Genomic DNA, 23,522 nt, shown 5'->3' with positions numbered 1-23,522 from the left:
TGCAGCCTGCCGCGTTTCGACATCGAGGGGCGCGGACAGGTGCCGCTAGGTTTCCGAAAGGAGAGCGAAGCGACGGACATGGATCGACAGCCTAACCCCGATCCCGCGCAGACAAAGCGCATCCGCCTCGATGGAGTGATATTGCGTGTCCCAGATGACCCTCAGTTGAAGTCAACACTTCGTCCCTTCGCTGGGCGAAGTGTGTCCAGCGGAACCCGAGAGCCCTAGTTGAAATGCTCAGGTTCTCTCCAACCAGCATGATCTGGAAGAGAGAGAAGAACACAGACTCAGAGTGAAGACAGATAGGAGACGAGACATGGCGAAACGGAAAAGAGTAGGTCGACCACGCAAGACCGCAAAGCCGACTAACCCGATGGATATTCGGGCAGGGGTGCGGCGCCACCCCAATGGTTCGACCGTTCGTGATGATCGGCCTGGACCGCACGAGCGGCATTTGGAGATCCGAAGCGCAATGGGGTACGATCGGTCAGAGCATTGCGAAGTCGACCACATACTCTATCGGTTGAGCTACCTAAGCACACAGCAGCGAGACGCAGGGCTTCGGTTCGATCGGGATCACTATCACTGGCTGATATCCATTGGCATGAAGCCGCCTGGCGGAATCGATATGGAGGGCTCACGCGGTGGCGGAAGTGGTGAGCCAACGCCATTCGATGAGCGGGCAAAGGATCGCTATCTGAAGGCGCTAAATGTTCTCCATGATGCCGGCAGCAGTACCAAGCGGGCCATTCTCACGCTAATTACACAAGGTATCGCGCCGCCCGATGACGTGGAGGTCATTCACGGCCTCAATGCGCTGGCTCGGTATTACGAAAAAGGGATCATGAAGGCCGCTTGACGACCGCCGCAAATCACCTTACTGCATTAATCCATAGTCGGAACAATGACTTCAAAGCCCTGCCAAGCGCGGGGCTTTTTGCGTTTCTGGCCCCAAGTTTCCACCCGGCGAATATCTGACACATAACGTTTCCCCTTGACGCCAAGCAGATGAATGCCGGGTGGTTCCCCCACATGGAGAGCAATATGCAATCATATGTGAAGCCCTGGTACGCCAGCAAAGCGGTATGGGGCGGCATTATTGCCATTGCCTCTGCCGCACTTGGCACGGCGGGCTACACGATTGGCCCGGAAGACGCTGAGACGCTTTCTGTCCTGCTCGCAAGCATTGGATCCGGCATTGGTTCACTTATTGCGATCTATGGCCGGGTTACAGCTAAGAAGGCGATTGGCTGATGAGCGAGATCACGATTGCCGTCCGCGTCACCCAGCCAACCGAAGCTGACTGGAAAGCTGCTGAGCGCGATATCAACGCGATCTATGACAAATATGGTGAACCGGAAGACTGGGCACCGCATAACGCGACCAAGGCACAGGCGGAGATCGATCGCGTCTATGATGTGATCGAAGCGTGTGTCGATGTTGAGGAAGTATTTTACTGATGGCAGCCGTTTCGACCTCAGACTTTGAAGCAGCCAAGCAACAGCAAGAGCGCGCACAGCGAGAGAAGATGTTCTATACCGCTAAGACACCGGACTCCTCCTGCCGCCCATTCGACGCCCGTGAAGAGATCAAAGACCTCAGAAACAAGCTGAACATGCTCGAAGCCCGCGTAATGCAGGACAGCACACCAAAGCCTGATATGAGCGTCGAGGATATGATGGGGGTTCTCATTGACGCTATAGAGGGCAGCGGAGGCGCTATCGCTGGCGTATGTATCTCCACGCTCAATGGCGGCGAAACCTACATCGTCGACGGCCACATCGATATGCGCGCATTGGCCGAGAGCGTTCTGAAAGCGGTGAAGTGATGAGCGCGCTCTCAAGGATTTTCCGAATGAATAAGAACGCCGAAAATATCGGACCTGTTCCGAATGGGAAGCCGCCAGCTTCTTCATACACCACGCCACCCCCAAAGGGCGGATCATCCGTTAAGCCGAAGCAACAAGTCATAAAAGTTTTGTTCGATCAGGGAGCCGAAACCATGAGCAACCGTGATCAAGACGAAATAGAAGCCCTTAAGCGCCGTATCGCCAAGCTAGAAGCTCGTGTGATGCAAATGGAAGCGGATCAGAAAAAGCCATTCCCAAGCGAAACATTTGATGACGGGCGCACAGATGTGCACTCCGGCATTAGAGCGCTCATAACTGGGCGACGTAAGAACCCGCTTGATGATAATCACAAATACGAAAACCCGGCCAAATGATGACCGATGAACCGAACAAGGGAAGCTACGTTGCCTCGCTTACCGGCGCCACGGTCTAGACTCACCGCGCTTACTCCAAAGCTCCAAGTACCAAAGGACGAAGCCAGCAAGAGCCGATACAAGCGAGAGCAGAAGGGCCACAACCTTTACAACAGCCGCCGCTGGAGAGGCTCTGACAGCAAAGAGGGTAGAGACGGCCTAAGATGGCAGACGTTGCTTGCCGCAGGCTTCACCTGCGCCATGTGCGGTAAGACAGAAGCCGATACCAGCAAGCTGGTGGCTGATCATAAGATCCCGCACCGCAATAATCCCGCGCTCTTCTTCGATCGGAAAAACTTACAAGCCTTGTGTGCAACCTGTCACAGCTCGGACAAGCAGAAGCTTGAGCGCGACCAGTATTCGGAAATCGAATGAAGGTAGGGGGGGTATTCAAAAATCGAATATCGACCGACCCCGGAAACCGCCTGTCCTCCCATGTGTAGAAAAAATCCTCGGTGGGAAGTTGGAGGGTGCGCACCAGTGCGCACTTCACAGAATGACTGAAAAGAAAAAGAATATTGATTGGCAGCAAATACGATCCGACTGGGAGAAATCTGATAAAAGTATCAGGTGGTTAGCTACCTGGTATCAGGTCTCAGAGTCGGCAATTCGTAAAAAGGCAAAGCAAGAAGGGTGGCCGGACAGGCCGAAAAAGGCGCGCAATAAGGTGCGCACCAAGGACGCACCCCGAGCTGACCGGGTCGAGATGGCTGGAATAGACGCAACGGACCCTGAGCAGATCGTCGGCAAGGGGCATAACCTGATCTTCCGCTTGCTAGATGAACTGGACGCGTCGACTACACATCATGCTGAGCTCGCGGAGATGATCGAGCTTCATGAGAAAGATCCTCGACGAAAGGCAGCAATGTTGAAAGCCATTGAGCTGCCAGGGCGAGCAAATGTCATTAAGGCGCTGGCGACCGCATTTAAGACTTGGAATGAGTCGCAGCAAACGCAGGGTAAGAAGGCGAAGAGGCAAGAGGCGGCTGAAGAGGTTGCAAAAGGCAGGTTCGCGCCGCGTGGCGGGCCTAAGTTGGCGGTCGACAACAGCAAATGACGGAGTGGACTACGGCTTGTTCGGATTGGAAAAGTCGTATCGTTGAAAAGCGAAGCCTGATCCCGTTTGATCCGTTGTTTCCATCGGAGGCCGAGTATGCGCTGAGCGTATTCAAATCGCTTCGTGTTCCAGATCTGCCGGGTAAGCCGACATTCGCCGAAGTTACTGACGAGTGGGTCTTTGATCTGGTGGCGGCAATTTTCGGGGCGAATGATCCTGAAACGGGCGATCAGCTCATTTCGGAGTTCTTTCTCTGTATCTCGAAGAAGAACTCAAAATCGACGTTAGCGGCCGGCATCATGTTAACCGCGCTCATTGTCGGATGGCGCGAAGACGACGAATTGTTGATCCTGGCTCCGACGAAGGAGGTCGCGGACAACAGCTACAATCCTGCGGCCGCAATGGTTCGAGCAGACCCTGAGCTTTCCGACCTCCTGCATGTTCAGGATCATGTGAGGAAGATTACGCACCGGGTCACGAACTCAGTGCTGAAAGTGGTGGCCGCTGATACCGATACGGTGGGTGGTAAAAAGTCCGGTCGGATCCTGATCGATGAGCTTTGGATATTGGGTAAACGTCCGAACGCGGACGCGATGTTGCGAGAGGCGACCGGCGGTCTGGTTTCAAGGCCTGAAGGCTTTCTGATCTACACGACTACGCAGTCAGATGAGCCACCAGCCGGTGTGTTCAAGGATAAGCTCGATTACGCACGCGATGTTCGAGACGGTAGAATTCAAGATAAGCGGTTCCTGCCGATTATTTACGAGTTCCCAAGGGAGATGATCGAGCAAGAGGCGTATCTCGACCCGGAGAACTTTTACATCACGAACCCGAATCTTGGGCGGTCTGTCTCAAAAGACTGGCTTGTTCGGGAAATGGGTAAAGAACTAGGGAAAGACGCTGCGACTAGAGCAACGTTTTTCGCAAAGCACCTGAATATTGAAATCGGAATGAACCTCCGCGCCAACCGCTGGCCGGGCGCTGATTACTGGTCGAAGCAAGCAGATACACTGCCGCTTGAAGACGTTTTGGAGCGCTCTGAAGTTGTTGTCGTGGGGGTCGACGGCGGCGGTCTGGATGACCTGTTTGGCCTAACGGTTCTGGGGCGTGAGCGCAAAACAAAGAATTGGCTCGCGTGGTCACATGCCTGGGCACACCAGAGCGTTCTTGAGCGGCGCAAGGGGATAGCTTCCCGTCTGCGCGATTTCGAGAAAGATGGCGATCTGACGATCGTTGGCGATGAGCTGGATGATGTGAGAGCCATTGTCGAGATCGTTGGCGACGTCGATGAGCGCGGATTGTTGGCCTCGGTTGCGGCAGACCCTGCCGGACTCGGTGAACTGATCGATGCGCTCGCAGAAATCGGTGTGACGCCAGAGAGCGGAAAGATCGTCGGTGCGCCCCAAGGGTACGCGATGATGAATGCAATCAAGACGGCAGAACGTAAGCTCGCAAACGGTACGCTCAAGCATGACGGATCTGCCCTCATGTCGTGGTGTGTCGGAAATATCAAAATTGAGCCAACAGCGACAGCGATCCGGGCGACGAAGGCAAATGCGGGCGATGCAAAGATTGACCCGGCTATGGCGCTTTTCGACGCGGTAACGGTGATGAGCCGGAACCCAGAAGCGAAGCGCAAGCCGCAATACCAGATGATGATCATGGGATAACAGGGAGATGGCGATGGAAGATGTCATGGACATGACCAGCCGTGCCTACGCCTTCATTGAGACAAAAGCGCTCGATGAAGAAAAGCGAGAGTTCAGCGGATGGGCGACAACCCCTGAGCCGGATCGCGTACAGGACACGATCAACCCGTTGGGAGCGGTTTTCAAGAATCCGCTCGTTTTGTTGCACCAGCATCGGCACGATGCGCCGGTTGGGAGTGTCAGATTCGAGAAGCCAACCGAAAAGGGCATCAGGTTCACGGCAACAATCCCTGTCATCAAGGAACCAGGACCGCTTAAGGATCGTGTCGATACAGCGTGGGGCGAGCTGAAAGCCGGTCTTGTTCGGGCTGTTAGTATTGGTTTCCGGCCTCTGAAATATGCTTTCCTTGATGAAGGCGGTATCGACTTCCAGGAGGTCGAGATCTTCGAGCTGTCGCTTGTTACGATTCCGATGAATGCTTCCGCGATTATCGATGCCGTGAAGAGTTACGACCAGCAGCTCCGAAAGGAAGCCGGTGCACTGGAGCATGCGCTTCCAAAACCGATTTCAACAGACCTCGCCGCGTCCGGCAAAACGGGGTCTGCCACATCAGCCAAGACGGGCCACCGTGTGGTCAAATTGGCCGATACAGCCCGCGTTCGGGCAAAGCCGTTTGTGATCAACAAAATCCATCGATAACGGCGAACGTCCATTCGCGAGCCTGCCTCGCATCTTATCCGGCCCCTGGACAAGGCTGCACCGACCCGCCGCGAAGGCGCGTCATTCCCATAGAAGGACAGTCCAATATGGCTACTTATGCTGAGCAAATCGCGGCGTTTGAGGCGAAGCACGCTTCAAACGTCGCAACAATGAAGTCCCTGATGGACGAAGCATCTGACAAGGGCGAAACCCTTGATGCTGCGGCACAGGAGCAGTTCGACGAGCTGCAAGCAGAGAACGATTCTGTTGAGAAGCACCTCGGTCGCCTGCGTCAAATGGAAAAGATGGCAATCGCCACCGCAAAGCCGGTTGACGGTTCCAACGCCAAAGCCGCATCAGAATCCCGCAATCCAACGGTTCCTGCTACGGTCAAGGCTCAAAAGAAGCTGGCTCCCGGTATCGCTTTCGCTCGAATTGCGAAGGTGAAGGCCGTCGCGAAACTCGAGACCGAAAACGTTCGCGACGTCGCTCGCAAAATGTACGGCGAAGACTCGGATGTTTTCGGGCACTTCACCAAGGCCGCAGTTACACCTGCAAACACGCAGGATGACTCATGGGCCGGAAACCTCATCACTGAAGGCAATGCTTTTGCAGATTTCGTTGAGTTCCTGCGTCCACAGACCATCCTGGGCCGCTTCGGTACGGGCAACATTCCCGGCTTGCGCTCGATCCCATTTGACGTTCCTGTTCTCGTGCAGAGCAGCGGCGGACAAGGTTACTGGGTCGGTGAGGGTAAGCCTAAGCCGCTGACCAAGTGGGGAACGGAGCGCAAGAAACTCGAGCCTTTGAAGGTGGCGACTATTGCCGCAATCACTGAGGAAATGCTTCGCCGCTCTTCTGTGGCTGCAGACGCGTGGATTCGTGACGAACTTGCGGCCGCTCTTATCGAACGCCTTGACAGGGACTTCATTGACCCTGCGAAAGCTGCTGTCGCTGATGTGTCGCCAGCATCGATCACGAACGGCGTCACGCCGATCATGTCGAGCGGCAATGATGCTGATGCGATCCGTGCTGACCTTCGCGCCCTTTCTGCGACGTTCCGTACTAACAACAGCACATCTGCTGGCGCGGTCTACGTCATGCCGGAAGGTGTGGCTGAAGCCTTGTCGATGATGACCAATCCTCTTGGCCAGCCAGAGTTTCCTGGCATCACCCCAGAGGGCGGTGTGTTCAACGGCAAGCCTGTGATCACTTCCGAATATGTGCCTGGCGCATATGATCCGGACGGTGCTGGTGAGGAAGACGCAGGCGCAATTGTTGCTCTCGTGAAGGCGTCAGAAATCTTCTTCGCAGACGAAGGCGGTATCACTGTCGATATGTCTCGCGAAGCGTCTCTTGAGATGAACGATGCGCCAACGGCCTCCGGGATCGCAGGAACTGGAGCCTCCCTGGTCTCACTCTGGCAGAATAATATGGTTGGCTTCCGAGCTGAGCGCATTCTGAACTGGATGAAGCGTCGCGACAACGCTGTTGCGGTTCTCGCCAGCGTGAATTGGTCTGCCTAATCACATCGAATGGGGCGGCTATGGTCGCCCTTTCACTCCTTTCAGCGGAGTTTCCAATGAAAAAATCGACCTATATGGATCGGGCGCTAAAGGCTCGCGATCCTCGTTTCGCTCGGGTTCTCCAAAAACTGGGCTATCAGCGGCGTGACATGGTGGCCGAGGAACCGGCGGGCGTGTCAGAGCCAGTAGCACAGCCAGATGATGATCTGACGGAACTTCGCTCTCAATACCAGAAAATCGTTGGTAAGCGCGCCTATCACGGATGGGATGCTGACGAATTGAAGAAGATGATCGCGGAAGCATCGGAGAATGGTGATGAATAGTCCGATCTACGCCATTGAGGCACCGGGCAAGGGTTCTCGGGAAGACGCTGAGCGCATTAAGAAGATCGTCCGGGATGCGCTCGGACACGATCATGGGCGCATTCTTGTCTTGCCTGAAGGCATGAAATTCAGCGTGCATGTCGATCCAGCGACCGGAAATATCCCGTCGAAAGACGATTAATCCATGATGCAGGTTCTCGCGCTCGCAATGTTTTTGTTCGCACTTGCAACCGGGCTGACAACGGCTGGCGTGTGGTTGCTCGTCGGAATGCCGTGGGCGCTTATTGCCGCAGGCGCATGGGCGTTGATCGGTGGTGTTGTGCTTTTGAGGGGGGTGGTGACGAGTGGCTAACGCAATCATGACCGCTTTCGCTCGGGGTATCGCTCCAAAGGCAAAGGCGCTGCGACCCATCTCAACAAATGGCGGTGGATGGACGCCGCTCGTGTCAGAGTCATACGCCGGGGCGTGGCAAAAGAACGTCGAGGTGCGCCAAGATCAGGTTCTCGCCTTCCACGCGGTCTTTGCGTGCATGACTTTGATTTCGAGAGATATCGCCAAACTGCGCGTGAAGCTGGTTCAGCAGGATGCATCAGGTATCTGGTCAGAGGTTAAAAATCCAGCTTACTCTCCTGTCTTGCGGAAACCGAACAGCTATCAGACTCGGATTCAATTCTGGGAAAACTGGATGCTGTCAAAGCTTTCCTCTGGCAACACGTATGCGCTCAAGGTTCGCGACAATCGCGGCGTTGTCGTTGAGCTTCATGTTCTTGATCCATATCGCGTGAAGCCACTTCTGACAGAGGATGGCGCAGTCTATTACGAGATTCAGCCGGACAATCTGAGCGCGTCTCAAACGCAGATCGTCGTCCCGGCTCGTGAGATCATTCACGACCGCTTCAATTGCCTGTTTCATCCGCTTGTTGGTATCTCACCGATCTATGCCAACGGTCTGGCCGCTACACAGGGTTTGAATATCCAGAACAATTCAGCGTCATTCTTCGGCAATCAGTCGATGCCAGGCGGCATCTTGACGGCTCCGGGCGAGATTGCTGATGAAACAGCAGGGCGGCTCAAGGAGTATTGGGAGACCAACTATTCCGGGCGCAATGCAGGCAAGATCGCAGTCATGGGTGACGGTCTGAAGTTTGAGAGACTGGCAATCACCGCGCATGACGCGCAAATGGTTGATCAACTCAAATGGACGGCAGAGGTCGTTTGCAGCACCTTCCATGTCCCGCCGTATAAGATCGGTGTCGGACAGATGCCGACCAATAACAATGTTCAGAGCCTCAATCTCGAATATTACGCGCAGTGTTTGCAGTCGCTCATTGAAGACGCAGAGCTGTGTCTCGATGAAGGTTTGAGCATGGCCGAAGGTACGGGCACCGAATTCGATCTGGATGGTCTGCTGCGAATGGATTCGCAGGCCCAAATGGAGACGCTGGAGAAGGCCCGTTCTGTGATGACGCTGGATGAGCGCCGCCGGAAACTGGAACTGAAGCCGGTGACAGGCGGAGATACGATCTATCTCCAGATGCAGGATCACTCAATCGAAGCTATCGCCGCGAGAGACAAGCTGCTGATTGATCAGGCCGATGCGGCTGTTGAAATCGAAGACGATGACGATCCAAATTTGTCCGAAGAAGTCGGCAAAGCACTATTCTCTGCATTGCTTGCGAAGGAGGCTCAGAAAAGTATAGCACTGCTAGAAAAGTAGTTGCTAACCGCGCATCTATGTGGTTGAATCTTTATGCCTAATAGGCGCGCCGAATGGGAGCTTCGACCTTCCCAAATCGGCGCTAAACCGAAACCCGAGTGCGCGGGCCTACGGTCTGACAGTGCCTATAGCACGTTGTCAGAAAGAGGCCAGCGTTTCCATAATGGAGACTGAAGAATGGCCATCAAGAAAGCCGAAGCAGGAACACTACAAATTGCCCCCCTGAAGCAGGGGCGCGTCACCCTCAGAATGATCGGAACAACGGGCTTTTATTTCAACGCCATGAGCGCGAAGGCTAAGCGTTCACTACTCATTGGCGGTGGTAAAAAGACGGCTGCCGAAAAGAAGCTGCTGAAACATAATCCTGAAGAAGAGTTTCGGGACAGCGTTTATCGATTGCCGCATGGGCCTACTCTCCTTGGCTTTCCGGCTCCCGGTGTGAAGGGAGCGATGGCAACAGCGGCTCTTGAGACGCCGGGCGTCACAAAAACTAGCGTTCAGCGTCTCATCTTTCTGCCAGAGCAGAAAATCAAAATGTGGGGAAAGCCTTATCTGCGCTGTGATGTGGTCAGGTCAGCAGACATGAACCGTACTCCAGATGTGCGAACAAGGGCCTTCCTCCCGCAATGGTGTGCGGAAGTTGATATTGCCTTCGTCAGCCCAACGTTGAGTGTGCATTCGGTCGTCTCGCTTCTGTCCAACGCTGGAGTAATCGTTGGTATCGGCGACTTCAGGCAGGAAAAGGGGCGTGGAAGCTACGGAACCTTCTCGGTTCACGGGCAAGACTTGGGCGACTGGCAAGAGACGTGGGACGATATCACCGCAGAGGGCCGAGAGGTCCAAGAGGCTGCAATGGCAAATCCTGAGTATGCCGATGAAGACACGGCAGAGCTTATGGCGATGCTGGAAGACGAAAGGGCGCGGCGGGCCGCTTAAAGCCCGCATGGTCACGGAAAGGCGGTCGAGGTCTGCAAAGGCAACCCTAGGCTAGTTGAGGCCGGGTACGGCGGTTATGGCATGCTGAGTTGCGGCAAGTTTCGGCTTGGTGGGGTGAGGCGGTCAAACGTAAAGGAGACCTGAATGGCTTTCACAAGCAAAGATCGTCAGCGCATTATTGACGGATATCTAGCAGCTAGTGGGCGCAACATGTTCATTCCCGGTGAGTTCATTGATTGGCTCGCCGGGCAACCCGAACACGAAGCGTACCCTTGGTTTTTCGCAATGGACGATGCCACAGCAGCGCGGGAGCACCGGATTGCAATGGCTCGTCGCATGGCGAGCGGATTGCGCATCACGGCACGGGTTGAGGAAGCAAAGTCCTCTGTCGTGCAGATCGCGGTTCGTGAATACCCGGCCTATGTTTCGCCGGTCGAAAGCAGGAAATCGGGTGGCGGTTATGTCTCTTTCGATCCTGCCGATAAAGGCGACATGGCAGAGCTGCGGCGTCAGGGAATTACAGCCTTGAAGTCGTGGCTCAACCGCTATCGCGGTGCATTCGAGGGCGTAGACCTTTCGAAGATTGAAAAAATCGCGGCCAGTGAGGATCGCGTGGCGCTCTCTGCATAGGGCGCGCTGGTCAAGGTAAGACGGTCGAGTTTAGGCTAGGCAGGGTCAGATTGGTTCTGGTCAGGCGGTCATGTCACGTTTCGGCGCATTGTGTTTAGGGCCGGAGAGGCGAGGCGGTCAATTAACAGGGGCGTCCGTTGGGTGCCCCTTTTCCCTATTTAGGGGGTATGATGAAGCATTCCGAAATTAAAGCGATGGCGGAGAGTGTTGCGCCTATCGTCAGTGATTTACTGGCGAAGACGACAGCCTCTTTCAAGGCGCACTCAGATGCTATGGCGGCGCGACTGGATGCGCTTGAGAAGCGTTTGGACACACTACCCACGCCGGTTGACGGAAGGGATGCTGACCCGGAGGCCGTGGCGGCAATTGTTCAGGAGCGCATCAAGTCTGAGCTGGCTGAGATCCGTGGTGCCGTTGAAAGTATCGAGCCGCCTGTTCTGGAGGCTCCTGAGCTGCCCGATATCCCGGCGCTCGTCGAAGAGGCCGTAAAAGCGTTTCCAGCTCCGAAGGATGGTGAACCGGGACGCGATGGCAAAAGCGTGTCGATAGATGATGTGCTGCCCGTGATCAAAGAGCAGGTCGATGAATATCTGAAGTCCATCCCGGCGCCTGAAAATGGTAAGGATGGCCGTGATGGCGCGGATGGTGGAAGCGTCGAAATTGACGATGTTCTTCCTCAACTCATTGAGCGCGCTGATGAATTCCTGAAGGCCATTCCGGCGCCTAAAGATGGGAAGGACGGTCGAGATGGAAGCGATGGGCAGAGTGTCACTCTGGATGACGTAAAGCCCATTCTGGATGAGGCGGTTAAACGGTCTGTGGAGAATTTGCCGCGCGTTGCCAGCTGTCTCGTGGATCGGCAGGGAGAGCTTATTGTCACCTATTCAAATGGCGATACCAAGTCTCTTGGGGTGGTGGTTGGCCGAGATGGTTGCAACGGCGCTGACGGAAAAGATGGTGCCGACGGCGAGCCGGGAAAAGATGGTCGCGACGGCTTGGGTTTCGAGGATCTGGACTTCGAGGAAAAAGACGGTCGACTCTATGCGGTCTTCCGTCGCGGCGATATCGTTAAAGAGGCCCGCATTCCGGGTCTGAGCTATCGCGGTGTCTGGAAGACTGGCGAGTATCTCAAAGGCGATAGCGTGACCTTTGGTGCGTGCCAGTGGATCGCGAATGATGATACCACGGACAAGCCCGGAGACGGCAAGGGCTGGCAGTTGGCGGTTCGCAAAGGCCGTGACGGCAGAGACGCCCCGAAGGGTGAAAGCAAATGAGCGCGCTCATCTCGCTCGATACATTGAGGTTTCGAGCGCGCGTCGACTTCACTGATACTGAGCTCCAAGGCATCGCAGACGATGCGACGGCTATCGTGGTGGATTTTTTGAAGAAGCCTGATCACGAATGGACCATCGAAACTGTGCCGGGCGAGATTCGGTCAGCGATTGTGCGTGTCGCGGTCCTGATGCTGGATCAGACAACCAGCGATAAGCAGGTCGAATTCATCGACAAAGGCGTCAAAGACCTTCTGAGACGCCATAGAGATCCGGCGCTAAAATGAAGCGCGCCCCCCACAAGAAGGCAGAGTTTCAATCGCGTACGGAGGTCAGCGACGGCGCTGGCAACTATGTTTCAGCATGGGGACCGACACAGTTCACGCGCTGGTGCGGTATTCACTATCTCCGTGGCTCCGAAAGCGTCATGGCGTCCAGGTTGACTGGAAAGCGCCCTGTCATTCTGACCGTTCGCTCTGATGAGCAGACCGCCTCCATCACCCCGGACATGCGGTGCCTGATCGACGGTGAAGCATTCAATATTCGTGAGAAACCGCGACCGACAGAAGATCGTGTTTGGCTGGAGTTCCTGGCTGAAAGCGGCGTAGCCGACGGCTGATAATCTAAAACTGGAGCGAGACTATGACATTCCGTGTTGAAATGCTGGAAGACGACGACGTGCGCGTTGGTCGCGGTTTGATCTCTTACAAGAAGGGCTGGAAAGGTCCGGTGAAAGAAGAGGTCTTCAAGAAGCTGATGGCCAGAAAAACCGCCAAGGACATTTCCCCAAAGACCAAAGAGAGCGCAACCAAACCTGCAAGTAAGCAGACTGATGGCTAAGGGCTGGCGCTCGAATAAGAGCGCCAACATGCGCATCAAGGATGTTTTGAAAGCGCTACCGGAGGACGCTGCAAAGGGGGCGCATGAAGCCCTTGGGCAGAATGGGGCCGAAGCGGTTCGGATCATCAAGGGCGATGCGCCACGCGACGACGGATTGTTGCAGGATTCCATTGACTGGACTTTTGGCGATCCGCCGGACGGCGTTATGGGGCGCAAAGACTACGTGCAATCCGTTCCAGATGATTTGCGCCTGAGCGTGTTCGCTGGTGGTAAGAAGGCGCCACACGCGCATCTCGTTCACAACGGCACAGCGCGCCGCGAAACCGAAGATGGTGCAGATCGCGGCATCATGCCGGCACAACCTTTTTTCTGGCCAAACATTCGATCGCTTCGCAGGCGGTTTAAGACCCGCGTCAGCCGCAAAGCGAACAAGGCCATTCGGGATAGTGTCAAATGACCAAAACGCTGACAGATCCGCTCGTAGCGCTTCAGAGGGCGCAGTATGCGATATTGAGCGGTGACGCCACACTTCAGGCCATCTCGTCGAACGGAGTGAAGATATTCGATCGCGTGAGCGACGATAGCTTTCCATATGGCGTAATCGGGGAGGATCACGAGAACCCCGATGATATGGAGTGCGAGACGTGGACGGAAGTTTTCTCCACGGTTCGCTTCTATTCGCGCGCAGTTGGTAAGCTGGAAGTGAAGGCTTTGGCAGGTCGAGCGCGTTATTTGCTCGACGCTGAGCATGGTTTTTCGTTGCAGGGGTTTAGCCTGCTCGCAGGTCACTGCACCAACATTAAGATTCACCTGCATGAAGACGGCCTGACCAATCAGGCTGAATTGAATTTCAGGTATCTGGTTCAGCCAGCCTGAAGCCGTGAGCGTGCCTTCGGCAAGCACTGACACCGCGTCGAGACGACGCTGTTTTCCTTAGAAGGAGCCAAGAAAATGGCTGACGTAAATCCAGTTTCTTTCAAGCAATTCCAAATTCTCATTGGTGACGGTGAAGATCCGGAGGTTTTCACTCCGCGATGCACGATCAACACTGAGCGGTCTTTCACGATCACGCCAAGCTATAATGACGTGGAGATTCCTAACTGCACCGATGAGGACCTGCCATCTGCGATCTTCCGATATGCAACGTCGGTCACAGCCGAGGTCGGCGGTTCTGGCGTCATGGAAGCAGATGATGCTGAATTCTTTTCGGAATGGTGTCTGACGCCCACGGCGAAGAACATCAAGGTCATTTGCGGCACACCAACCGCAGGGCGTCAGTGGACGTTCGCCGGAAAGCCCGGCCCGTTTTCACCTTCGGTGAGCAAGGCGGGCGTGGCGAACGCAGAGGTTTCCATCCTCTCGCATGGTCGCATCACATCCGGCGCAGTTTCGGCATAAGCTAGATGACTGCTCCTTCAAAGATTGCGGCGTTCCTTGGTGAGCGCCGCAAGTTCTTTCTCGACCTAGAGCAGGCTGAACTGCTTGAGGAAGCGCTCGATTGCGGCGTGTTCATGCTGGAAGCGATCGTTCGCCACAGTCAGCACCGCATCAAGCATACTCAGAAGATCCTGACGCACGCCCTTATCGGCGGAGGAATGGACGAGGAAAAGGCGATTAGTCTGGTGGAAACCGGCGTGAAGCCCGGCCATCTGGCTCGCTACACGCTGCTTTGCCATACCATTCTCGCTAATTTCATTGGACCTCTGGAAGATGAGGCCGAGGGCGGCGGAAAAAAGCCAACTCCCCCTCAGGGCGAGGGGGGAAGCGTTTCAAGTACGGCTCCAACGGACAACTCCCTTATCGACGAATGATTGCGAGCCTCGCGCCAGCGGGGTTCCCGCCATCAGAGGTGAAGCACTGGTCGCTGTCTGAGTACCGGGCCGTGCAGGACGCGTTCTCAGACGCTTACGAGAAGGATGAAGAGCCGAAGGTTCCTTATCCAGACATCGAAGATTTCCGAAAATTCAAGCGCCAATGGGCGCAGAAACAAGAGGCCGTAAATGGCTCAAAGTGATCGCCTTTTGATCGCGCAACTGGACGTTTCGATACGTGCACTTGAGCGGTCTATGCGTAAGGCTGGAATCGTCACCGATCAGATGACGGACAAGATGGAGAAGCGGTGGGACCGCATGAACCGTCGTGTCACTCAGAACGCCGACCAAATGGGGCGTGATGTTCGACGAGCCATTGCCGGTGTCGCTATTGGTCTGGCCGGAAGGGAAGTCACACAATACGCGGATGCCTGGACGGAAGCGGGAAACAAGATTGCCGCCGCCGGTACGCCGCTCGAAAAACAGACGGAGCGTCTGAAAGAGCTGTCTGACACAGCAATTGAAACGCGCTCTGCCTTCGGGGCTACGGCAACACTGTACGCCCGCCTCGGTATCGCAACGGAGAACTTGTCCGGCAAGAGCTATGATCTCCTGAAGGTCACAGAGCTGATCAACAAGGCAACCGTGGCAGGCGGAGCCAGCTCTTCAGAGCGAAACTCAACCATCATACAGCTCTCTCAGGCGTTGGCATCTGGCGAGCTTATGGGAGAAGAACTGCGGTCACTTCGTGAGAATGCGCCAATACTCCTGCGAGCCATTGCAAAGGAATTCGAGGTGCCGATTGGCGCGCTTAAAAAGCTTGGCTCAGAGGGTAAGCTGACCTCAGAGCGCATTCTTGATGCGATCATCAATGCCGAAAGTGAAATCTCTGACCGCTTCTCGAAAACAGAAGTTACAATCTCCGACAGCTTCACCAACCTGCGCACGCGGGTAACAGAATATATCGGCACGACTGATGAAGGGCTTGGGGCGAGCGAGAAGCTGGCAGAGGCAATCAACTTCGTTGCCGAGAATGTCGATGCCTTTGCTGACAGCATTATGGTTGCTGGTGCGGCGCTCACTGGATATCTGGGCGCTCAGGCCGTGGTGGCTGTTGTTGCCGGTATCAACGCGATTGCGACATCGGCGAAAGCTGCAACAACGGCTCTGGGTGTGCTCAGGGCGGCAACTGCATTTATGGGCGGTCCATGGGTGGCGGCGGCAACTGCGGCGGCAGCGGCGATTGCCTATATTGCGATCCGAGCTCGTGATGCGCAAACGCCGGTCGAAGAACTGAACGACCGTCTTGACGATATAGACGGAAACTTGCGCCAGATTGCGGATAATGCCGGTATTCCGTGGGAAGAAATCGAGCGTGGCGCTGAAAGCGCAATCGGTCCGGTTGATGAGATAACCCGCAAGTTTGACGAACTTCGCAAGAAAATGGAAGAGACGGGCGTCACCGCTCGCCAGATCGCGATTGACAATGCTGTTGCCTCCATAGCGAACGCACAGTCTGAACTTGATAATATCAACGCTGAAATCGACCGCCTTGAAAGCAAGAATGTTCGCGGTGGTTCATCTGGCTTCCCTTACAAGAAGCTCCAGCAAGAGATTTCAGACGCGCTAGACACACGAGAGCGTGCTACGCGCCAACTCGCATCGGCGCAAAATCTGCTAAACCGTCTGTCAGAAACAGCGCCCAGCGACTTCCTGCCGGAAGAGGGCGGCGGTGCGTTGGAAACCGAAACCGACGCCAAAACCCTTAAGTCAATCGCAGCGATTGAGGACGCGTGGGATCAGGCGTTCAAGACCAAGCGTGAACTGGTCAATAAAGACTATCGCGATACGCTAGAGTCCATCGAAGCCATCGAAGCCGCAGAGGAAAAGAAAGAAGACCTACGCACTAAGGCCGCACAACTACGCTCGCAACAGCTTTCCGATATCACCAATGAGGAACTGGAAGCCGCTGCGAAAGCAGCCAGCGCCGACATGCAGGCGGTGAAGGAAAAGCAGGAGGCCGATGCTGAAGAGGCTGCGTCCAAGCAGGAGCTCTACGATCGCGTCATGGCGATGCGAGCTCAGGCGCTTGGAGATTATGAAGCGCTTGCCGATGCAGAGTACCGGGCGCTTGCGGACAAGATCAATGCGGAATTGTCAGCCGAAGAGGGTAAGTTTGAGGCTCTTGCGGCTCTGAACGAAGCTCATGCGGAAACGGTAAAAGAGATCCGTGATCGCATGAAGGAAGACCGCCTTCGTGAAGCCTTTGAGGAAGCCGAGACCTTCTCAGAAGGTTTTGCTGCGCAATGGGATATCATGCGCGAACAGGCTGAACGCGCAGCCGGTGATGTGGGTATCATTTTCGCTGAAGCATTTGGTCCGGGCGGCTCCATCCAGGAAGCCATTGGCAGCGCTGCGGGCCGGGCCATAGCATTTGGTGATGATTTCTCCGACAGCATGGAGAATGCGGCACGGTCTATCGGCTCACGCCTGATCAGCTCACTTGTGCAGTTGGGCGTTCAGATGGCGATTCAATCCATTCTTGGAAAAAGCCTTGCGAGCGCAGCAACCGCCCACACAGTCGGGCAGGCAGCAATCATCGGTCAAGCGATGGCGGGACCAGCAGCGCTCACGTCATTGGCTACTGCTGGCGCAAATGCGGCTCCTGCAATGGCCGGAATGGCTGCTGCCGCCGCTACCGCCACGGGTATAGCGGCTGCGTCATCGTCTGGCGGCGGCGCTGATCTGGGGGGCAGCGGCGGTCACTTCGGTGGGCAGCGCGAAAGGGGTGGTCCTGTTGCATCTGACAAATTCTACGAGATTGCGGAGAAAGGGCGTCCAGAACTCGTGGAGACGGGCGGAAAGTTCTATCTTGCCAACACTCAGGGCAATGTAGAGCCAGCTTCGAAAATGCCGGGGATGAACATTCCGGACGGCGTCGATATGGGCGCATATCTGGATCGTCTCGCACAGCCGATCATGCCGAGTTCAAGCGTGTTCAATGGTGGCAACAGCACTGTGAATGTATCGCTACCAGCAATTTCCTTCACGGGCCCGATTAATCAGGACACCCTGCCAGCGGTCGAGGATAGGCTACGAAGCCTTCCCAATGAAATTGGCGATATCGTTGATGAGCGCATCAGGCGCTACGAAATCATGACCACCTCGCGCGATCAGCGCAGGAAAATCTTTAGGTAGCATTCCAGCTAATTGAAAACCGCTTGTCCGGAAAAAACGTGCACGTGAAAAACTTCAGGAACCACATGCCTATGATCATGTCATGGCTCTCAAGTTCCTCCGCGAGAATAAGTAGGTCGTATACCCGATGAGACAGGCCAGCCTCATCCGTCAGGCGGACGCTTCCTGCATAGGCGGGAATATCTCGGCGCTCACTGCCGACCCCGGCATGCGATATATTTGTTGCAAATTGTAAGTTCAAAGAGGAAATCAAAGATGGCCTTGCCACAATGTGTGTCGCGCCAGTGTCGACGAGCGCTCTCACTGTTCTCGAAGGTTCCGCACCCGGCGAAACCGGCCTATCGAGTGGGTAGTATTCGAGATCTGCGAGTACGTGAGGACGGTTCTCGGTGTATTGAAAATTCATTGTCGGCATCAGAAGTACCTTCGATAAATGCGGGCCAGGCGAGTGCGGCGGCAAAGAGCGGGCACAAGCCGATGGCTTCGACTGGAAGCTCTCATTGCTTGGGTGATGAGCCCCACGCCGCGCGATCAGCGCAGAAAAACCTTTAAATAGAGAGGCTACAATGACTACCGAAATCCAAGAGCGAAAAACGTGCACTCAGATCGAGCCAAGTCCGGCGACGCAGGACAAGCCGGTCGGCATTTCACTGCGAAATCTGGAATTGGTGGATATTCTGGATGATATTGAAGCGCTTCGGGATAAGTGCATCGTCCTGTTGCGCGATACCGAACGCACATCTCACGGGGAGGTGAACTGATTATGGACTGCTCATTCGCAGCCTACTGCCTCGCCTGGTCATCGGTCGTCTTGATGCTGGTAACCGGTATGAACGTCTGGACCGGCTTAGAGATGAGCCGCGCGCTTCGTGAACTAGAGCAAAATCAAAGTCTGCTTCGAAATTCTGGTCAGGCATTGTATTATGAGGTGAACCAATGATGGACCAACTTCAGGCGCTTACTTTGATGGCGCTATCTTTCAGCACACTGTTTATGATTTTGTGTTTGGGGAACCACCTTCGATCGATGCGCGAGAGCGAAACGCGGATTTTCACCTTGCTTGAGGAGCTGGAGCGACGCACCAGAAAAAATGGGAAGCTTTCTGATTTCGCCCCCGGTTTCCAATCGGACAAAGGGACTGACCGAGAGGAATTGACCTGTAGATCCGCGTAGCTGAGAGGTTCCCAATTCCCTGATCCATCCGGCTTTGTCGCCTGATCATGACTGAGTGGGAAAGCGTCAGCAGGTCGTATGATGCTAAGCTTTACGGGTCTGGCAGATTGCTCAAGAGGATAGGCTGCTCTTAGCGCTCCATATCGCATCTCCCAACCATCGCCGATGTCATAAGCGCTCAACCACTCTACATAGAGGGTGGTAGAGCGGTCCTTCGTTGATCGGATCATTGTGATGAATCCAAATATAGCGCCCGCCAACGCGGCGACGGCTGTTACAGTATCCCGAAAATCATCCCACACCTTCGCCTCCCGATCCCGGCGGACACCACACAACTGCCGCGAGAATGAGTCAAGCTTGCGCCCCTGCCGCTTCCCTGCTCATATCTCTGAAAAGGAGACCGGGATGAAGAAGGTATTCGCTATCGGTGCGCTGGCGGCAGTGTTAACAGCCTGCGGCACGACCACAGGAGCAAACGCAAAGACCACGTATAGCGGCTTTGATGATGCCGCTATTGTGACAATTGATCCGCACGGAAACGCCTGCAAGGGAATGGTGTGCACCGGTATCGGCGCGCAATGGCAGGAAGCCTATCCGGACTCCGTCCTCTTGTCGGTCAAAGTTTGGAATGACACTGTTGGGATTGTGGGCGCCGCTCTGAATATTGATGGGGAGATCGTCGAACTGGAAGAGGCGCGAGCATCTACACAGTTTGAGGACCTGTCCCGAAACGCAAATGTTGGAGTTTTCTTGGAAAGCTCCACTCAGGCATTTATCGCCCCCTACGAAATTGTTGATCAGATCGTCGGAGCTCAACGGGTGTGGCTCAGAGTGTCTACCACTGGTGGATCATTGGAAGACGCGGTGATTGATGGCGAGCGGGACAGTAAAGCCTACAACGCGCTCAAGCGGTTTTCGGGTCAGGTGGCGGCAGCTAAGGCGAAGGACTAACCCTCCAAATACCCGCGCTCTTTGAGCCATTGGGTGAGAATAAGGACAACTACGACAGGGAGATCGGGATGAAGAAGTGGAAAGTAGCGATAGCAAGCATAGCCGTGCTGGGTGGATGTGCCTCCGGCCTTTCGGCAAACATAGATATGCCCATATCTACAGGTATATCTGCGATGCAATTCAATTCGGTTGCCTCGCAGTACATGCGAAGGCCGACATTTGTAAGTGTACAGCATTACCCCTCTGGCGAGGAGGTGATGACCATAGAAAGAGATGACTATGGTGTCCGGGACAAGTATGGCGCTGAGGCTACCTCTAGGATCTGGTTTGATCGGTCGGGGGCGAAAGTAATTGCTGATGCGACCAATAAGTACTTTGAGTGGGAGACTCAGGCGAGTGAAGCTGGAGATATTTTTGCAAAGGACATTGCAAAAACGAAGTCCATCAAGGGAGGAGCTGTTCAGGTTGGTTTTGCGTCCGGAAGCGGAAGTCAACATTACCTCACGCTTGAATTTTGTGCGTTGGGCGCGTGCCTGGCAGATAGCGCGCTCTTTTTTGACCGAGCAGGCGCCGAGGCTCTGAAGGAGGTGCTCACTGATTTCGCTGAGGGCAAAATCAAAGCGGAAAATGTGTCGAGCAAATACAATTAGGGGGAGGCCGATGAAGAAGTGGATATTTGTGGTAGCTCTGGGATTGAGTGCATGCGCCTCGCAGCCGAGCGGTCAATCTGCTGTTTGGTCAATTGAGCGAATGAGCGACCCTGTAACGGATTCAACACGATGCGTTGTGTCGGCACCTGACCAGATGTTTGGGAGTTCCTTCACGCGCTTTGGCTCGCTTTATCCGATTGTGGAGAAAAACTCAGAGAGCGGGCTTTTGGTTGGCGTGTCGTCTGGTGGAAAATACCCCGTGTCACCCGGCGATATTGTCTGGCGAGTTGATCAGAATGAACCTCGAACACTGACAGTGTCCGAAACACCACCCATGGGCGCAGCGCCACAGAGTATGGAATATCCAAACCTGACCAAAGAGCAGCAGGCCGCGCTTCAAAGTTCGATCAAGCAGGTCAACGCACTTACGCAGGGGATGACATCGTCAATCCAGAATGGTGTGACGCTGGTTGGTGGCGAAAAGGCAGAGGCCCTTCTTGACGAAATGCTTGCAGGTTCGGTCTTGCGGTTTCGGCCAATCACCGCGCAAGCCGGACTCCGAAAGAATAACGAGAACTTTTCAGAGATCGCGCTCGACAGCAGCTTTCAGGCGGCACTGAATGAGTGCGGAATCTATTCGGGCAAATAGCCGTGCTCTTTGAGCCATTGGGTGAGAATAAGGACAACTACGACAGGGAGATCGGGATGAAGAAGTGGTTATTTGTGGCGGCCGGAATGGCCCTTGCGCCTGTCGCTAACGCTCAGCCTACGGGGCTCGAATGTTTGATCGCATCGATGCCGTATTCGCTGGAGGCGGCAAATCAGCGATTTGGTTTGGGTATAGAGGATATTGCGGGACTAGAAGCGGACCTGATTGAGGAATGCAGAAAGTCAGATCAGCTTGTCCTCATGCAAATTGAAGGCAAGGAAGACATGATGCGGATAGCCAAGTTGAATATTCAAGTCCGCCAAGAGAAATTGAAATCGATTGATGAGCGGATCGAAGAGCTTCGTGAACTTCAGCGTCAGAGCGGCGTGGAATAGAATTATCAATCAAGCAGTCGGTCGGCTAAACCGCCAGAAAGCGACGGTCTTTTCGGAGTTGTAATATCTAACAAGTGACTGTATCTACCTTACATGAGCGCTTTTGGAGAAAACTTGAAATTCCTGCGAAGCCAAGCGGGCTTTACAGCGGCCGGGCTGGCCGAGCGCAGTGGTATGTCGGTCAACTCGATCAACTCATATGAGATTGGTCGAAGCAACCCGTCATTGAGGGCTGCTCAGCGGCTCGCTGACGCACTGGGTGTCGAGATAAAAGACCTATTGTTCCCTAGTGAAGAAGAACTCGATAGGGCCATTGTCGATGCAAGGTCGGATATAGCCGAAAAGTTGGCGCAGCTCGTACAGGAGATGGATAAGGAGAGCGCGGAAGCGCTTCTTCGTGTAGCGGAACGTTTAAAACCGTCATCGGATCGAGCAAAAGAAAAATTGTAAAAAAATACAAGTTCGCATTGACACTTGTAATCAAAATACAACATAGTGAGACGAAGCCGGGCGGGATTGCGCCCCGTTATCCGGCTTCTAACCAAGCAAGGATCTCACTATGGCTTACAATGGCATTGCTCAAAGTTTAGAAAAAGTCCAGCAAATGGCTCTGCTGGATGCGCTCTCTCAACCTTATGGAATGGAAGACCCAAAAGCGGACCTCGTGTCTATCCGGGTGCAAAGTGACAACATGGAACCGATGTTGCGCTCTGGTGACTTTGTCATCGTAGATCAGGGCCAGCGCGGAATCACCGACGCCCTGTTTGCATTCGACATGGGGCCGGACTATCCGCCTCGCATCGCCAATGCCCAGTACGCCTTTGACAAGGGTGTCCGTATCTTTTGCGACAACATGCTTTATCCAGACCAGTATATTCCGCTGGAACACGCCAAGGCGCTGGTCCTTGGTCGCGTCGTCGGCATCTGCAAGCACGTATAAGGGGAGGGTGATATGACTGATCTTGTTCAAGCAGATGGCCCTCAGACTATGAGCAGCCGGGAAATCGCAGAACTTTGTGAAGCGCGCCACAATGATGTGTGCGCAACCATCGTCAGATTATTCGATCGAGGGGTTTTACGAGAGAGTCGTAAAACTACCAGAGCCTATAAATTGGAAGAAGGCGGTCGCCCAACAAAAGTTTATGACCTCACAAAGCGCGATACGCTAGTTGTTGTGTCGGGATACAAGGATGAAATCCGCGCCCGCATCATCGACCGCTGGCAGGAGTTGGAGCAAAAAGAGAAAGCCGGGAATGACCCGGCAAGAATGCTGTCAGACCCGGCAATCCTTCGCCAGACTCTCCTGACCTACACGGAAAAGGTGATTGAGCTGGAAGCCAAGATCGAGGAAGACGCGCCGAAGGTTGAAGCTCTGGAACGGATTTCAGAAGCAGAAGGCTCTCTCTGCATCACTGACGCTGCCAAGGCGCTTCAAATGCGCCCAAAAGACCTGTTCAGCTATATGACGCAACACGGCTGGATATATAAGCGACCCGGTGGCGGTCATTATCTCGGCTATCAGTCGAAAGTCACTCAAGGCGTTCTTGAGCACAAAGTTACAACGGTGCTGAGGCCCGATGGATCGGAAAAGATCACAGAGCAAGTAAGGGTGACGCCAAAAGGCATTTCCCGGCTGGCTCAACTGATACCGCCGGCAGCCGCAGCATAAGCCCCTTTTTAGGGGCTTGCTCTCACGAACATAGAGAGAACATAGAGTCCACGGGCTGTGAAGACTGTTGGCGCAGCCAATAAGCATCTTGCCAGTGAAAACGAACAATAAGAT

General features: G+C 54.6%; 35 protein-coding genes. 34 read left to right on the top strand and 1 reads right to left on the bottom strand.

The window, feature by feature from the left end; translation table 11 throughout:
• Positions 1-316: 316 nt before the first annotated feature.
• The 26 genes from ACFQDM_RS07105 to ACFQDM_RS06980 all read left to right on the top strand — a co-directional run bounded on the left by ACFQDM_RS07105 (position 317) and on the right by ACFQDM_RS06980 (position 17,921).
• On the top strand, positions 317-859 hold the full coding sequence (locus ACFQDM_RS07105) for a hypothetical protein (RefSeq protein ID WP_377377309.1): 543 nt from the start codon (positions 317-319) through the stop codon (positions 857-859).
• 185 nt (positions 860-1,044) lie between these two features.
• A complete protein-coding gene (locus tag ACFQDM_RS07100) occupies positions 1,045-1,254 on the top strand; it encodes a hypothetical protein (protein ID WP_377377306.1) in 210 nt (69 codons plus the stop codon).
• Positions 1,254-1,460, top strand: a complete 207-nt coding sequence (locus ACFQDM_RS07095; RefSeq protein WP_377377304.1) for a hypothetical protein — start codon at positions 1,254-1,256, stop codon at positions 1,458-1,460. Before ACFQDM_RS07100 ends, ACFQDM_RS07095 begins: the two co-directional genes overlap by 1 nt.
• Positions 1,460-1,828, top strand: coding sequence for a hypothetical protein (locus ACFQDM_RS07090; protein ID WP_377377302.1), 369 nt, complete (start codon positions 1,460-1,462; stop codon positions 1,826-1,828). The genes ACFQDM_RS07095 and ACFQDM_RS07090 overlap by 1 nt, the downstream gene beginning before the upstream one ends.
• A gap of 26 nt (positions 1,829-1,854) precedes the next feature.
• Positions 1,855-2,223 (top strand): hypothetical protein, encoded by a 369-nt coding sequence (locus tag ACFQDM_RS07085; protein ID WP_377377300.1) that lies wholly within the window; start codon positions 1,855-1,857, stop codon positions 2,221-2,223.
• Between the two features lie 213 nt (positions 2,224-2,436).
• Positions 2,437-2,637 (top strand): HNH endonuclease, encoded by a 201-nt coding sequence (locus ACFQDM_RS07080; protein ID WP_377377297.1) that lies wholly within the window; start codon positions 2,437-2,439, stop codon positions 2,635-2,637.
• A gap of 121 nt (positions 2,638-2,758) precedes the next feature.
• Positions 2,759-3,319: a hypothetical protein gene (locus ACFQDM_RS07075; RefSeq protein ID WP_377377295.1), complete on the top strand. Its 561-nt coding sequence runs from the start codon at positions 2,759-2,761 to the stop codon at positions 3,317-3,319.
• Complete coding sequence (locus ACFQDM_RS07070; protein WP_377377292.1) at positions 3,316-4,989, top strand: terminase large subunit; 1,674 nt, start codon at positions 3,316-3,318, stop codon at positions 4,987-4,989. Before ACFQDM_RS07075 ends, ACFQDM_RS07070 begins: the two co-directional genes overlap by 4 nt.
• 13 nt (positions 4,990-5,002) lie before the next feature.
• Complete coding sequence (locus ACFQDM_RS07065; RefSeq protein WP_377377289.1) at positions 5,003-5,668, top strand: HK97 family phage prohead protease; 666 nt, start codon at positions 5,003-5,005, stop codon at positions 5,666-5,668.
• A 107-nt stretch (positions 5,669-5,775) separates the two neighbouring features.
• Positions 5,776-7,194 carry a phage major capsid protein gene (locus ACFQDM_RS07060; RefSeq protein WP_377377286.1) on the top strand — a complete coding sequence of 473 codons (1,419 nt, stop codon included), beginning with the start codon at positions 5,776-5,778 and terminating at the stop codon, positions 7,192-7,194.
• A 56-nt stretch (positions 7,195-7,250) separates the two neighbouring features.
• Complete coding sequence (locus tag ACFQDM_RS07055; protein WP_377377283.1) at positions 7,251-7,517, top strand: hypothetical protein; 267 nt, start codon at positions 7,251-7,253, stop codon at positions 7,515-7,517.
• Positions 7,510-7,698 carry a hypothetical protein gene (locus tag ACFQDM_RS07050; protein ID WP_377377280.1) on the top strand — a complete coding sequence of 63 codons (189 nt, stop codon included), beginning with the start codon at positions 7,510-7,512 and terminating at the stop codon, positions 7,696-7,698. The genes ACFQDM_RS07055 and ACFQDM_RS07050 overlap by 8 nt, the downstream gene beginning before the upstream one ends.
• Before the next feature lie 3 nt (positions 7,699-7,701).
• Entirely contained in the window at positions 7,702-7,869 is a 168-nt protein-coding gene (locus ACFQDM_RS07045; RefSeq protein WP_377377278.1) for a hypothetical protein, read from the top strand.
• Between the two features lie 7 nt (positions 7,870-7,876).
• Positions 7,877-9,235 (top strand): phage portal protein, encoded by a 1,359-nt coding sequence (locus tag ACFQDM_RS07040; protein ID WP_377377276.1) that lies wholly within the window; start codon positions 7,877-7,879, stop codon positions 9,233-9,235.
• Between the two features lie 177 nt (positions 9,236-9,412).
• Positions 9,413-10,171 (top strand): hypothetical protein, encoded by a 759-nt coding sequence (locus ACFQDM_RS07035; protein WP_377377274.1) that lies wholly within the window; start codon positions 9,413-9,415, stop codon positions 10,169-10,171.
• A gap of 144 nt (positions 10,172-10,315) precedes the next feature.
• Positions 10,316-10,801, top strand: coding sequence for a hypothetical protein (locus ACFQDM_RS07030; protein ID WP_377377272.1), 486 nt, complete (start codon positions 10,316-10,318; stop codon positions 10,799-10,801).
• A 170-nt stretch (positions 10,802-10,971) separates the two neighbouring features.
• Entirely contained in the window at positions 10,972-12,075 is a 1,104-nt protein-coding gene (locus ACFQDM_RS07025; RefSeq protein ID WP_377377270.1) for a hypothetical protein, read from the top strand.
• Positions 12,072-12,359: a hypothetical protein gene (locus ACFQDM_RS07020; RefSeq protein WP_377377268.1), complete on the top strand. Its 288-nt coding sequence runs from the start codon at positions 12,072-12,074 to the stop codon at positions 12,357-12,359. The genes ACFQDM_RS07025 and ACFQDM_RS07020 overlap by 4 nt, the downstream gene beginning before the upstream one ends.
• Positions 12,356-12,691: a phage head closure protein gene (locus tag ACFQDM_RS07015; RefSeq protein ID WP_377377265.1), complete on the top strand. Its 336-nt coding sequence runs from the start codon at positions 12,356-12,358 to the stop codon at positions 12,689-12,691. The genes ACFQDM_RS07020 and ACFQDM_RS07015 overlap by 4 nt, the downstream gene beginning before the upstream one ends.
• Positions 12,692-12,714: 23 nt before the next feature.
• Positions 12,715-12,912, top strand: a complete 198-nt coding sequence (locus ACFQDM_RS07010) for a hypothetical protein (RefSeq protein WP_377377263.1) — start codon at positions 12,715-12,717, stop codon at positions 12,910-12,912.
• Positions 12,905-13,369: an HK97 gp10 family phage protein gene (locus ACFQDM_RS07005; RefSeq protein ID WP_377377261.1), complete on the top strand. Its 465-nt coding sequence runs from the start codon at positions 12,905-12,907 to the stop codon at positions 13,367-13,369. The genes ACFQDM_RS07010 and ACFQDM_RS07005 overlap by 8 nt, the downstream gene beginning before the upstream one ends.
• Positions 13,366-13,788 carry a DUF3168 domain-containing protein gene (gene gp17, locus ACFQDM_RS07000; protein WP_377377258.1) on the top strand — a complete coding sequence of 141 codons (423 nt, stop codon included), beginning with the start codon at positions 13,366-13,368 and terminating at the stop codon, positions 13,786-13,788. Before ACFQDM_RS07005 ends, gp17 begins: the two co-directional genes overlap by 4 nt.
• Positions 13,789-13,863: 75 nt before the next feature.
• Complete coding sequence (locus ACFQDM_RS06995; RefSeq protein ID WP_377377256.1) at positions 13,864-14,310, top strand: hypothetical protein; 447 nt, start codon at positions 13,864-13,866, stop codon at positions 14,308-14,310.
• A gap of 5 nt (positions 14,311-14,315) precedes the next feature.
• Entirely contained in the window at positions 14,316-14,723 is a 408-nt protein-coding gene (locus tag ACFQDM_RS06990) for a GTA-gp10 family protein (RefSeq protein WP_377377254.1), read from the top strand.
• On the top strand, positions 14,720-14,926 hold the full coding sequence (locus tag ACFQDM_RS06985; protein ID WP_377377252.1) for a hypothetical protein: 207 nt from the start codon (positions 14,720-14,722) through the stop codon (positions 14,924-14,926). The genes ACFQDM_RS06990 and ACFQDM_RS06985 overlap by 4 nt, the downstream gene beginning before the upstream one ends.
• A gap of 52 nt (positions 14,927-14,978) precedes the next feature.
• Positions 14,979-17,921: a tape measure protein gene (locus ACFQDM_RS06980; RefSeq protein WP_377377250.1), complete on the top strand. Its 2,943-nt coding sequence runs from the start codon at positions 14,979-14,981 to the stop codon at positions 17,919-17,921.
• Here the strand turns inward: ACFQDM_RS06980 and ACFQDM_RS06975 are convergent.
• Positions 17,914-18,327 carry a retropepsin-like aspartic protease gene (locus ACFQDM_RS06975; protein WP_377377248.1) on the bottom strand — a complete coding sequence of 138 codons (414 nt, stop codon included), beginning with the start codon at positions 18,325-18,327 and terminating at the stop codon, positions 17,914-17,916. The genes ACFQDM_RS06980 and ACFQDM_RS06975 overlap by 8 nt on opposite strands.
• A gap of 160 nt (positions 18,328-18,487) precedes the next feature.
• On the opposite strand from ACFQDM_RS06975, the gene ACFQDM_RS06970 reads away from it, so the two are divergent.
• The 8 genes from ACFQDM_RS06970 (at position 18,488) to ACFQDM_RS06935 (ending at position 23,408) form a co-directional block, all read left to right on the top strand.
• Positions 18,488-18,682, top strand: coding sequence for a hypothetical protein (locus ACFQDM_RS06970; RefSeq protein WP_377377245.1), 195 nt, complete (start codon positions 18,488-18,490; stop codon positions 18,680-18,682).
• An 817-nt stretch (positions 18,683-19,499) separates the two neighbouring features.
• Positions 19,500-20,045 (top strand): hypothetical protein, encoded by a 546-nt coding sequence (locus tag ACFQDM_RS06965; RefSeq protein ID WP_377377243.1) that lies wholly within the window; start codon positions 19,500-19,502, stop codon positions 20,043-20,045.
• A 29-nt stretch (positions 20,046-20,074) separates the two neighbouring features.
• The gene (locus tag ACFQDM_RS06960) at positions 20,075-20,695 is read left to right on the top strand and encodes a hypothetical protein (RefSeq protein ID WP_377377241.1); all 621 of its coding nucleotides are present in this window, start codon (positions 20,075-20,077) and stop codon (positions 20,693-20,695) included.
• 100 nt (positions 20,696-20,795) lie between these two features.
• A complete protein-coding gene (locus ACFQDM_RS06955; protein ID WP_377377239.1) occupies positions 20,796-21,344 on the top strand; it encodes a hypothetical protein in 549 nt (182 codons plus the stop codon).
• A 56-nt stretch (positions 21,345-21,400) separates the two neighbouring features.
• A complete protein-coding gene (locus tag ACFQDM_RS06950) occupies positions 21,401-21,739 on the top strand; it encodes a hypothetical protein (protein ID WP_377377236.1) in 339 nt (112 codons plus the stop codon).
• Positions 21,740-21,832: 93 nt separating this feature from the next.
• Positions 21,833-22,189 carry a helix-turn-helix domain-containing protein gene (locus ACFQDM_RS06945; protein WP_377377234.1) on the top strand — a complete coding sequence of 119 codons (357 nt, stop codon included), beginning with the start codon at positions 21,833-21,835 and terminating at the stop codon, positions 22,187-22,189.
• Between the two features lie 109 nt (positions 22,190-22,298).
• Positions 22,299-22,679 carry a S24 family peptidase gene (locus tag ACFQDM_RS06940; RefSeq protein ID WP_377377232.1) on the top strand — a complete coding sequence of 127 codons (381 nt, stop codon included), beginning with the start codon at positions 22,299-22,301 and terminating at the stop codon, positions 22,677-22,679.
• 12 nt (positions 22,680-22,691) lie between these two features.
• Positions 22,692-23,408 carry a phage regulatory protein/antirepressor Ant gene (locus ACFQDM_RS06935; RefSeq protein ID WP_377377230.1) on the top strand — a complete coding sequence of 239 codons (717 nt, stop codon included), beginning with the start codon at positions 22,692-22,694 and terminating at the stop codon, positions 23,406-23,408.
• The last annotated feature ends 114 nt before the right edge of the window (positions 23,409-23,522 follow it).

It is taken from the genome of Ponticaulis profundi, assembly GCF_042659465.1.
Lineage (GTDB): Bacteria > Pseudomonadota > Alphaproteobacteria > Caulobacterales > Hyphomonadaceae > Ponticaulis > Ponticaulis profundi.
The sequence above is the reverse complement of the archived record's forward strand: the minus strand, read 5'-3'. Positions and strand labels throughout refer to the sequence as shown.

What these genes read in the sequence shown, in the direction of transcription:
- ACFQDM_RS06995 (WP_377377256.1), top strand. Translation starts at nt 13,864, where the DNA reads ATGGCTGACGTAAATCCAGTTTCTTTCAAGCAATTCCAAATTCTCATT.
- ACFQDM_RS07025 (WP_377377270.1), top strand. Translation starts at nt 10,972, where the DNA reads ATGAAGCATTCCGAAATTAAAGCGATGGCGGAGAGTGTTGCGCCTATC.
- ACFQDM_RS07070 (WP_377377292.1), top strand. Translation starts at nt 3,316, where the DNA reads ATGACGGAGTGGACTACGGCTTGTTCGGATTGGAAAAGTCGTATCGTT.
- ACFQDM_RS06955 (WP_377377239.1), top strand. Translation starts at nt 20,796, where the DNA reads ATGAGCGACCCTGTAACGGATTCAACACGATGCGTTGTGTCGGCACCT.
- ACFQDM_RS07055 (WP_377377283.1), top strand. Translation starts at nt 7,251, where the DNA reads ATGAAAAAATCGACCTATATGGATCGGGCGCTAAAGGCTCGCGATCCT.
- ACFQDM_RS07035 (WP_377377274.1), top strand. Translation starts at nt 9,413, where the DNA reads ATGGCCATCAAGAAAGCCGAAGCAGGAACACTACAAATTGCCCCCCTG.
- ACFQDM_RS06980 (WP_377377250.1), top strand. Translation starts at nt 14,979, where the DNA reads ATGCGTAAGGCTGGAATCGTCACCGATCAGATGACGGACAAGATGGAG.
- ACFQDM_RS06990 (WP_377377254.1), top strand. Translation starts at nt 14,316, where the DNA reads ATGACTGCTCCTTCAAAGATTGCGGCGTTCCTTGGTGAGCGCCGCAAG.
- ACFQDM_RS07085 (WP_377377300.1), top strand. Translation starts at nt 1,855, where the DNA reads ATGAATAAGAACGCCGAAAATATCGGACCTGTTCCGAATGGGAAGCCG.
- ACFQDM_RS07105 (WP_377377309.1), top strand. Translation starts at nt 317, where the DNA reads ATGGCGAAACGGAAAAGAGTAGGTCGACCACGCAAGACCGCAAAGCCG.
- ACFQDM_RS07045 (WP_377377278.1), top strand. Translation starts at nt 7,702, where the DNA reads ATGATGCAGGTTCTCGCGCTCGCAATGTTTTTGTTCGCACTTGCAACC.
- ACFQDM_RS06985 (WP_377377252.1), top strand. Translation starts at nt 14,720, where the DNA reads ATGATTGCGAGCCTCGCGCCAGCGGGGTTCCCGCCATCAGAGGTGAAG.
- ACFQDM_RS06950 (WP_377377236.1), top strand. Translation starts at nt 21,401, where the DNA reads ATGAAGAAGTGGTTATTTGTGGCGGCCGGAATGGCCCTTGCGCCTGTC.
- ACFQDM_RS07060 (WP_377377286.1), top strand. Translation starts at nt 5,776, where the DNA reads ATGGCTACTTATGCTGAGCAAATCGCGGCGTTTGAGGCGAAGCACGCT.
- ACFQDM_RS07065 (WP_377377289.1), top strand. Translation starts at nt 5,003, where the DNA reads ATGGAAGATGTCATGGACATGACCAGCCGTGCCTACGCCTTCATTGAG.
- ACFQDM_RS06945 (WP_377377234.1), top strand. Translation starts at nt 21,833, where the DNA reads ATGAGCGCTTTTGGAGAAAACTTGAAATTCCTGCGAAGCCAAGCGGGC.
- ACFQDM_RS07090 (WP_377377302.1), top strand. Translation starts at nt 1,460, where the DNA reads ATGGCAGCCGTTTCGACCTCAGACTTTGAAGCAGCCAAGCAACAGCAA.
- ACFQDM_RS07030 (WP_377377272.1), top strand. Translation starts at nt 10,316, where the DNA reads ATGGCTTTCACAAGCAAAGATCGTCAGCGCATTATTGACGGATATCTA.
- ACFQDM_RS07100 (WP_377377306.1), top strand. Translation starts at nt 1,045, where the DNA reads ATGCAATCATATGTGAAGCCCTGGTACGCCAGCAAAGCGGTATGGGGC.
- ACFQDM_RS06975 (WP_377377248.1), bottom strand. Translation starts at nt 18,327, where the DNA reads ATGAATTTTCAATACACCGAGAACCGTCCTCACGTACTCGCAGATCTC.
- ACFQDM_RS06935 (WP_377377230.1), top strand. Translation starts at nt 22,692, where the DNA reads ATGACTGATCTTGTTCAAGCAGATGGCCCTCAGACTATGAGCAGCCGG.
- ACFQDM_RS07050 (WP_377377280.1), top strand. Translation starts at nt 7,510, where the DNA reads ATGAATAGTCCGATCTACGCCATTGAGGCACCGGGCAAGGGTTCTCGG.
- gp17 (WP_377377258.1), top strand. Translation starts at nt 13,366, where the DNA reads ATGACCAAAACGCTGACAGATCCGCTCGTAGCGCTTCAGAGGGCGCAG.
- ACFQDM_RS07075 (WP_377377295.1), top strand. Translation starts at nt 2,759, where the DNA reads ATGACTGAAAAGAAAAAGAATATTGATTGGCAGCAAATACGATCCGAC.
- ACFQDM_RS06965 (WP_377377243.1), top strand. Translation starts at nt 19,500, where the DNA reads ATGAAGAAGGTATTCGCTATCGGTGCGCTGGCGGCAGTGTTAACAGCC.
- ACFQDM_RS07040 (WP_377377276.1), top strand. Translation starts at nt 7,877, where the DNA reads ATGACCGCTTTCGCTCGGGGTATCGCTCCAAAGGCAAAGGCGCTGCGA.
- ACFQDM_RS07095 (WP_377377304.1), top strand. Translation starts at nt 1,254, where the DNA reads ATGAGCGAGATCACGATTGCCGTCCGCGTCACCCAGCCAACCGAAGCT.
- ACFQDM_RS07010 (WP_377377263.1), top strand. Translation starts at nt 12,715, where the DNA reads ATGACATTCCGTGTTGAAATGCTGGAAGACGACGACGTGCGCGTTGGT.
- ACFQDM_RS07015 (WP_377377265.1), top strand. Translation starts at nt 12,356, where the DNA reads ATGAAGCGCGCCCCCCACAAGAAGGCAGAGTTTCAATCGCGTACGGAG.
- ACFQDM_RS06940 (WP_377377232.1), top strand. Translation starts at nt 22,299, where the DNA reads ATGGCTTACAATGGCATTGCTCAAAGTTTAGAAAAAGTCCAGCAAATG.
- ACFQDM_RS07020 (WP_377377268.1), top strand. Translation starts at nt 12,072, where the DNA reads ATGAGCGCGCTCATCTCGCTCGATACATTGAGGTTTCGAGCGCGCGTC.
- ACFQDM_RS07005 (WP_377377261.1), top strand. Translation starts at nt 12,905, where the DNA reads ATGGCTAAGGGCTGGCGCTCGAATAAGAGCGCCAACATGCGCATCAAG.
- ACFQDM_RS06970 (WP_377377245.1), top strand. Translation starts at nt 18,488, where the DNA reads ATGACTACCGAAATCCAAGAGCGAAAAACGTGCACTCAGATCGAGCCA.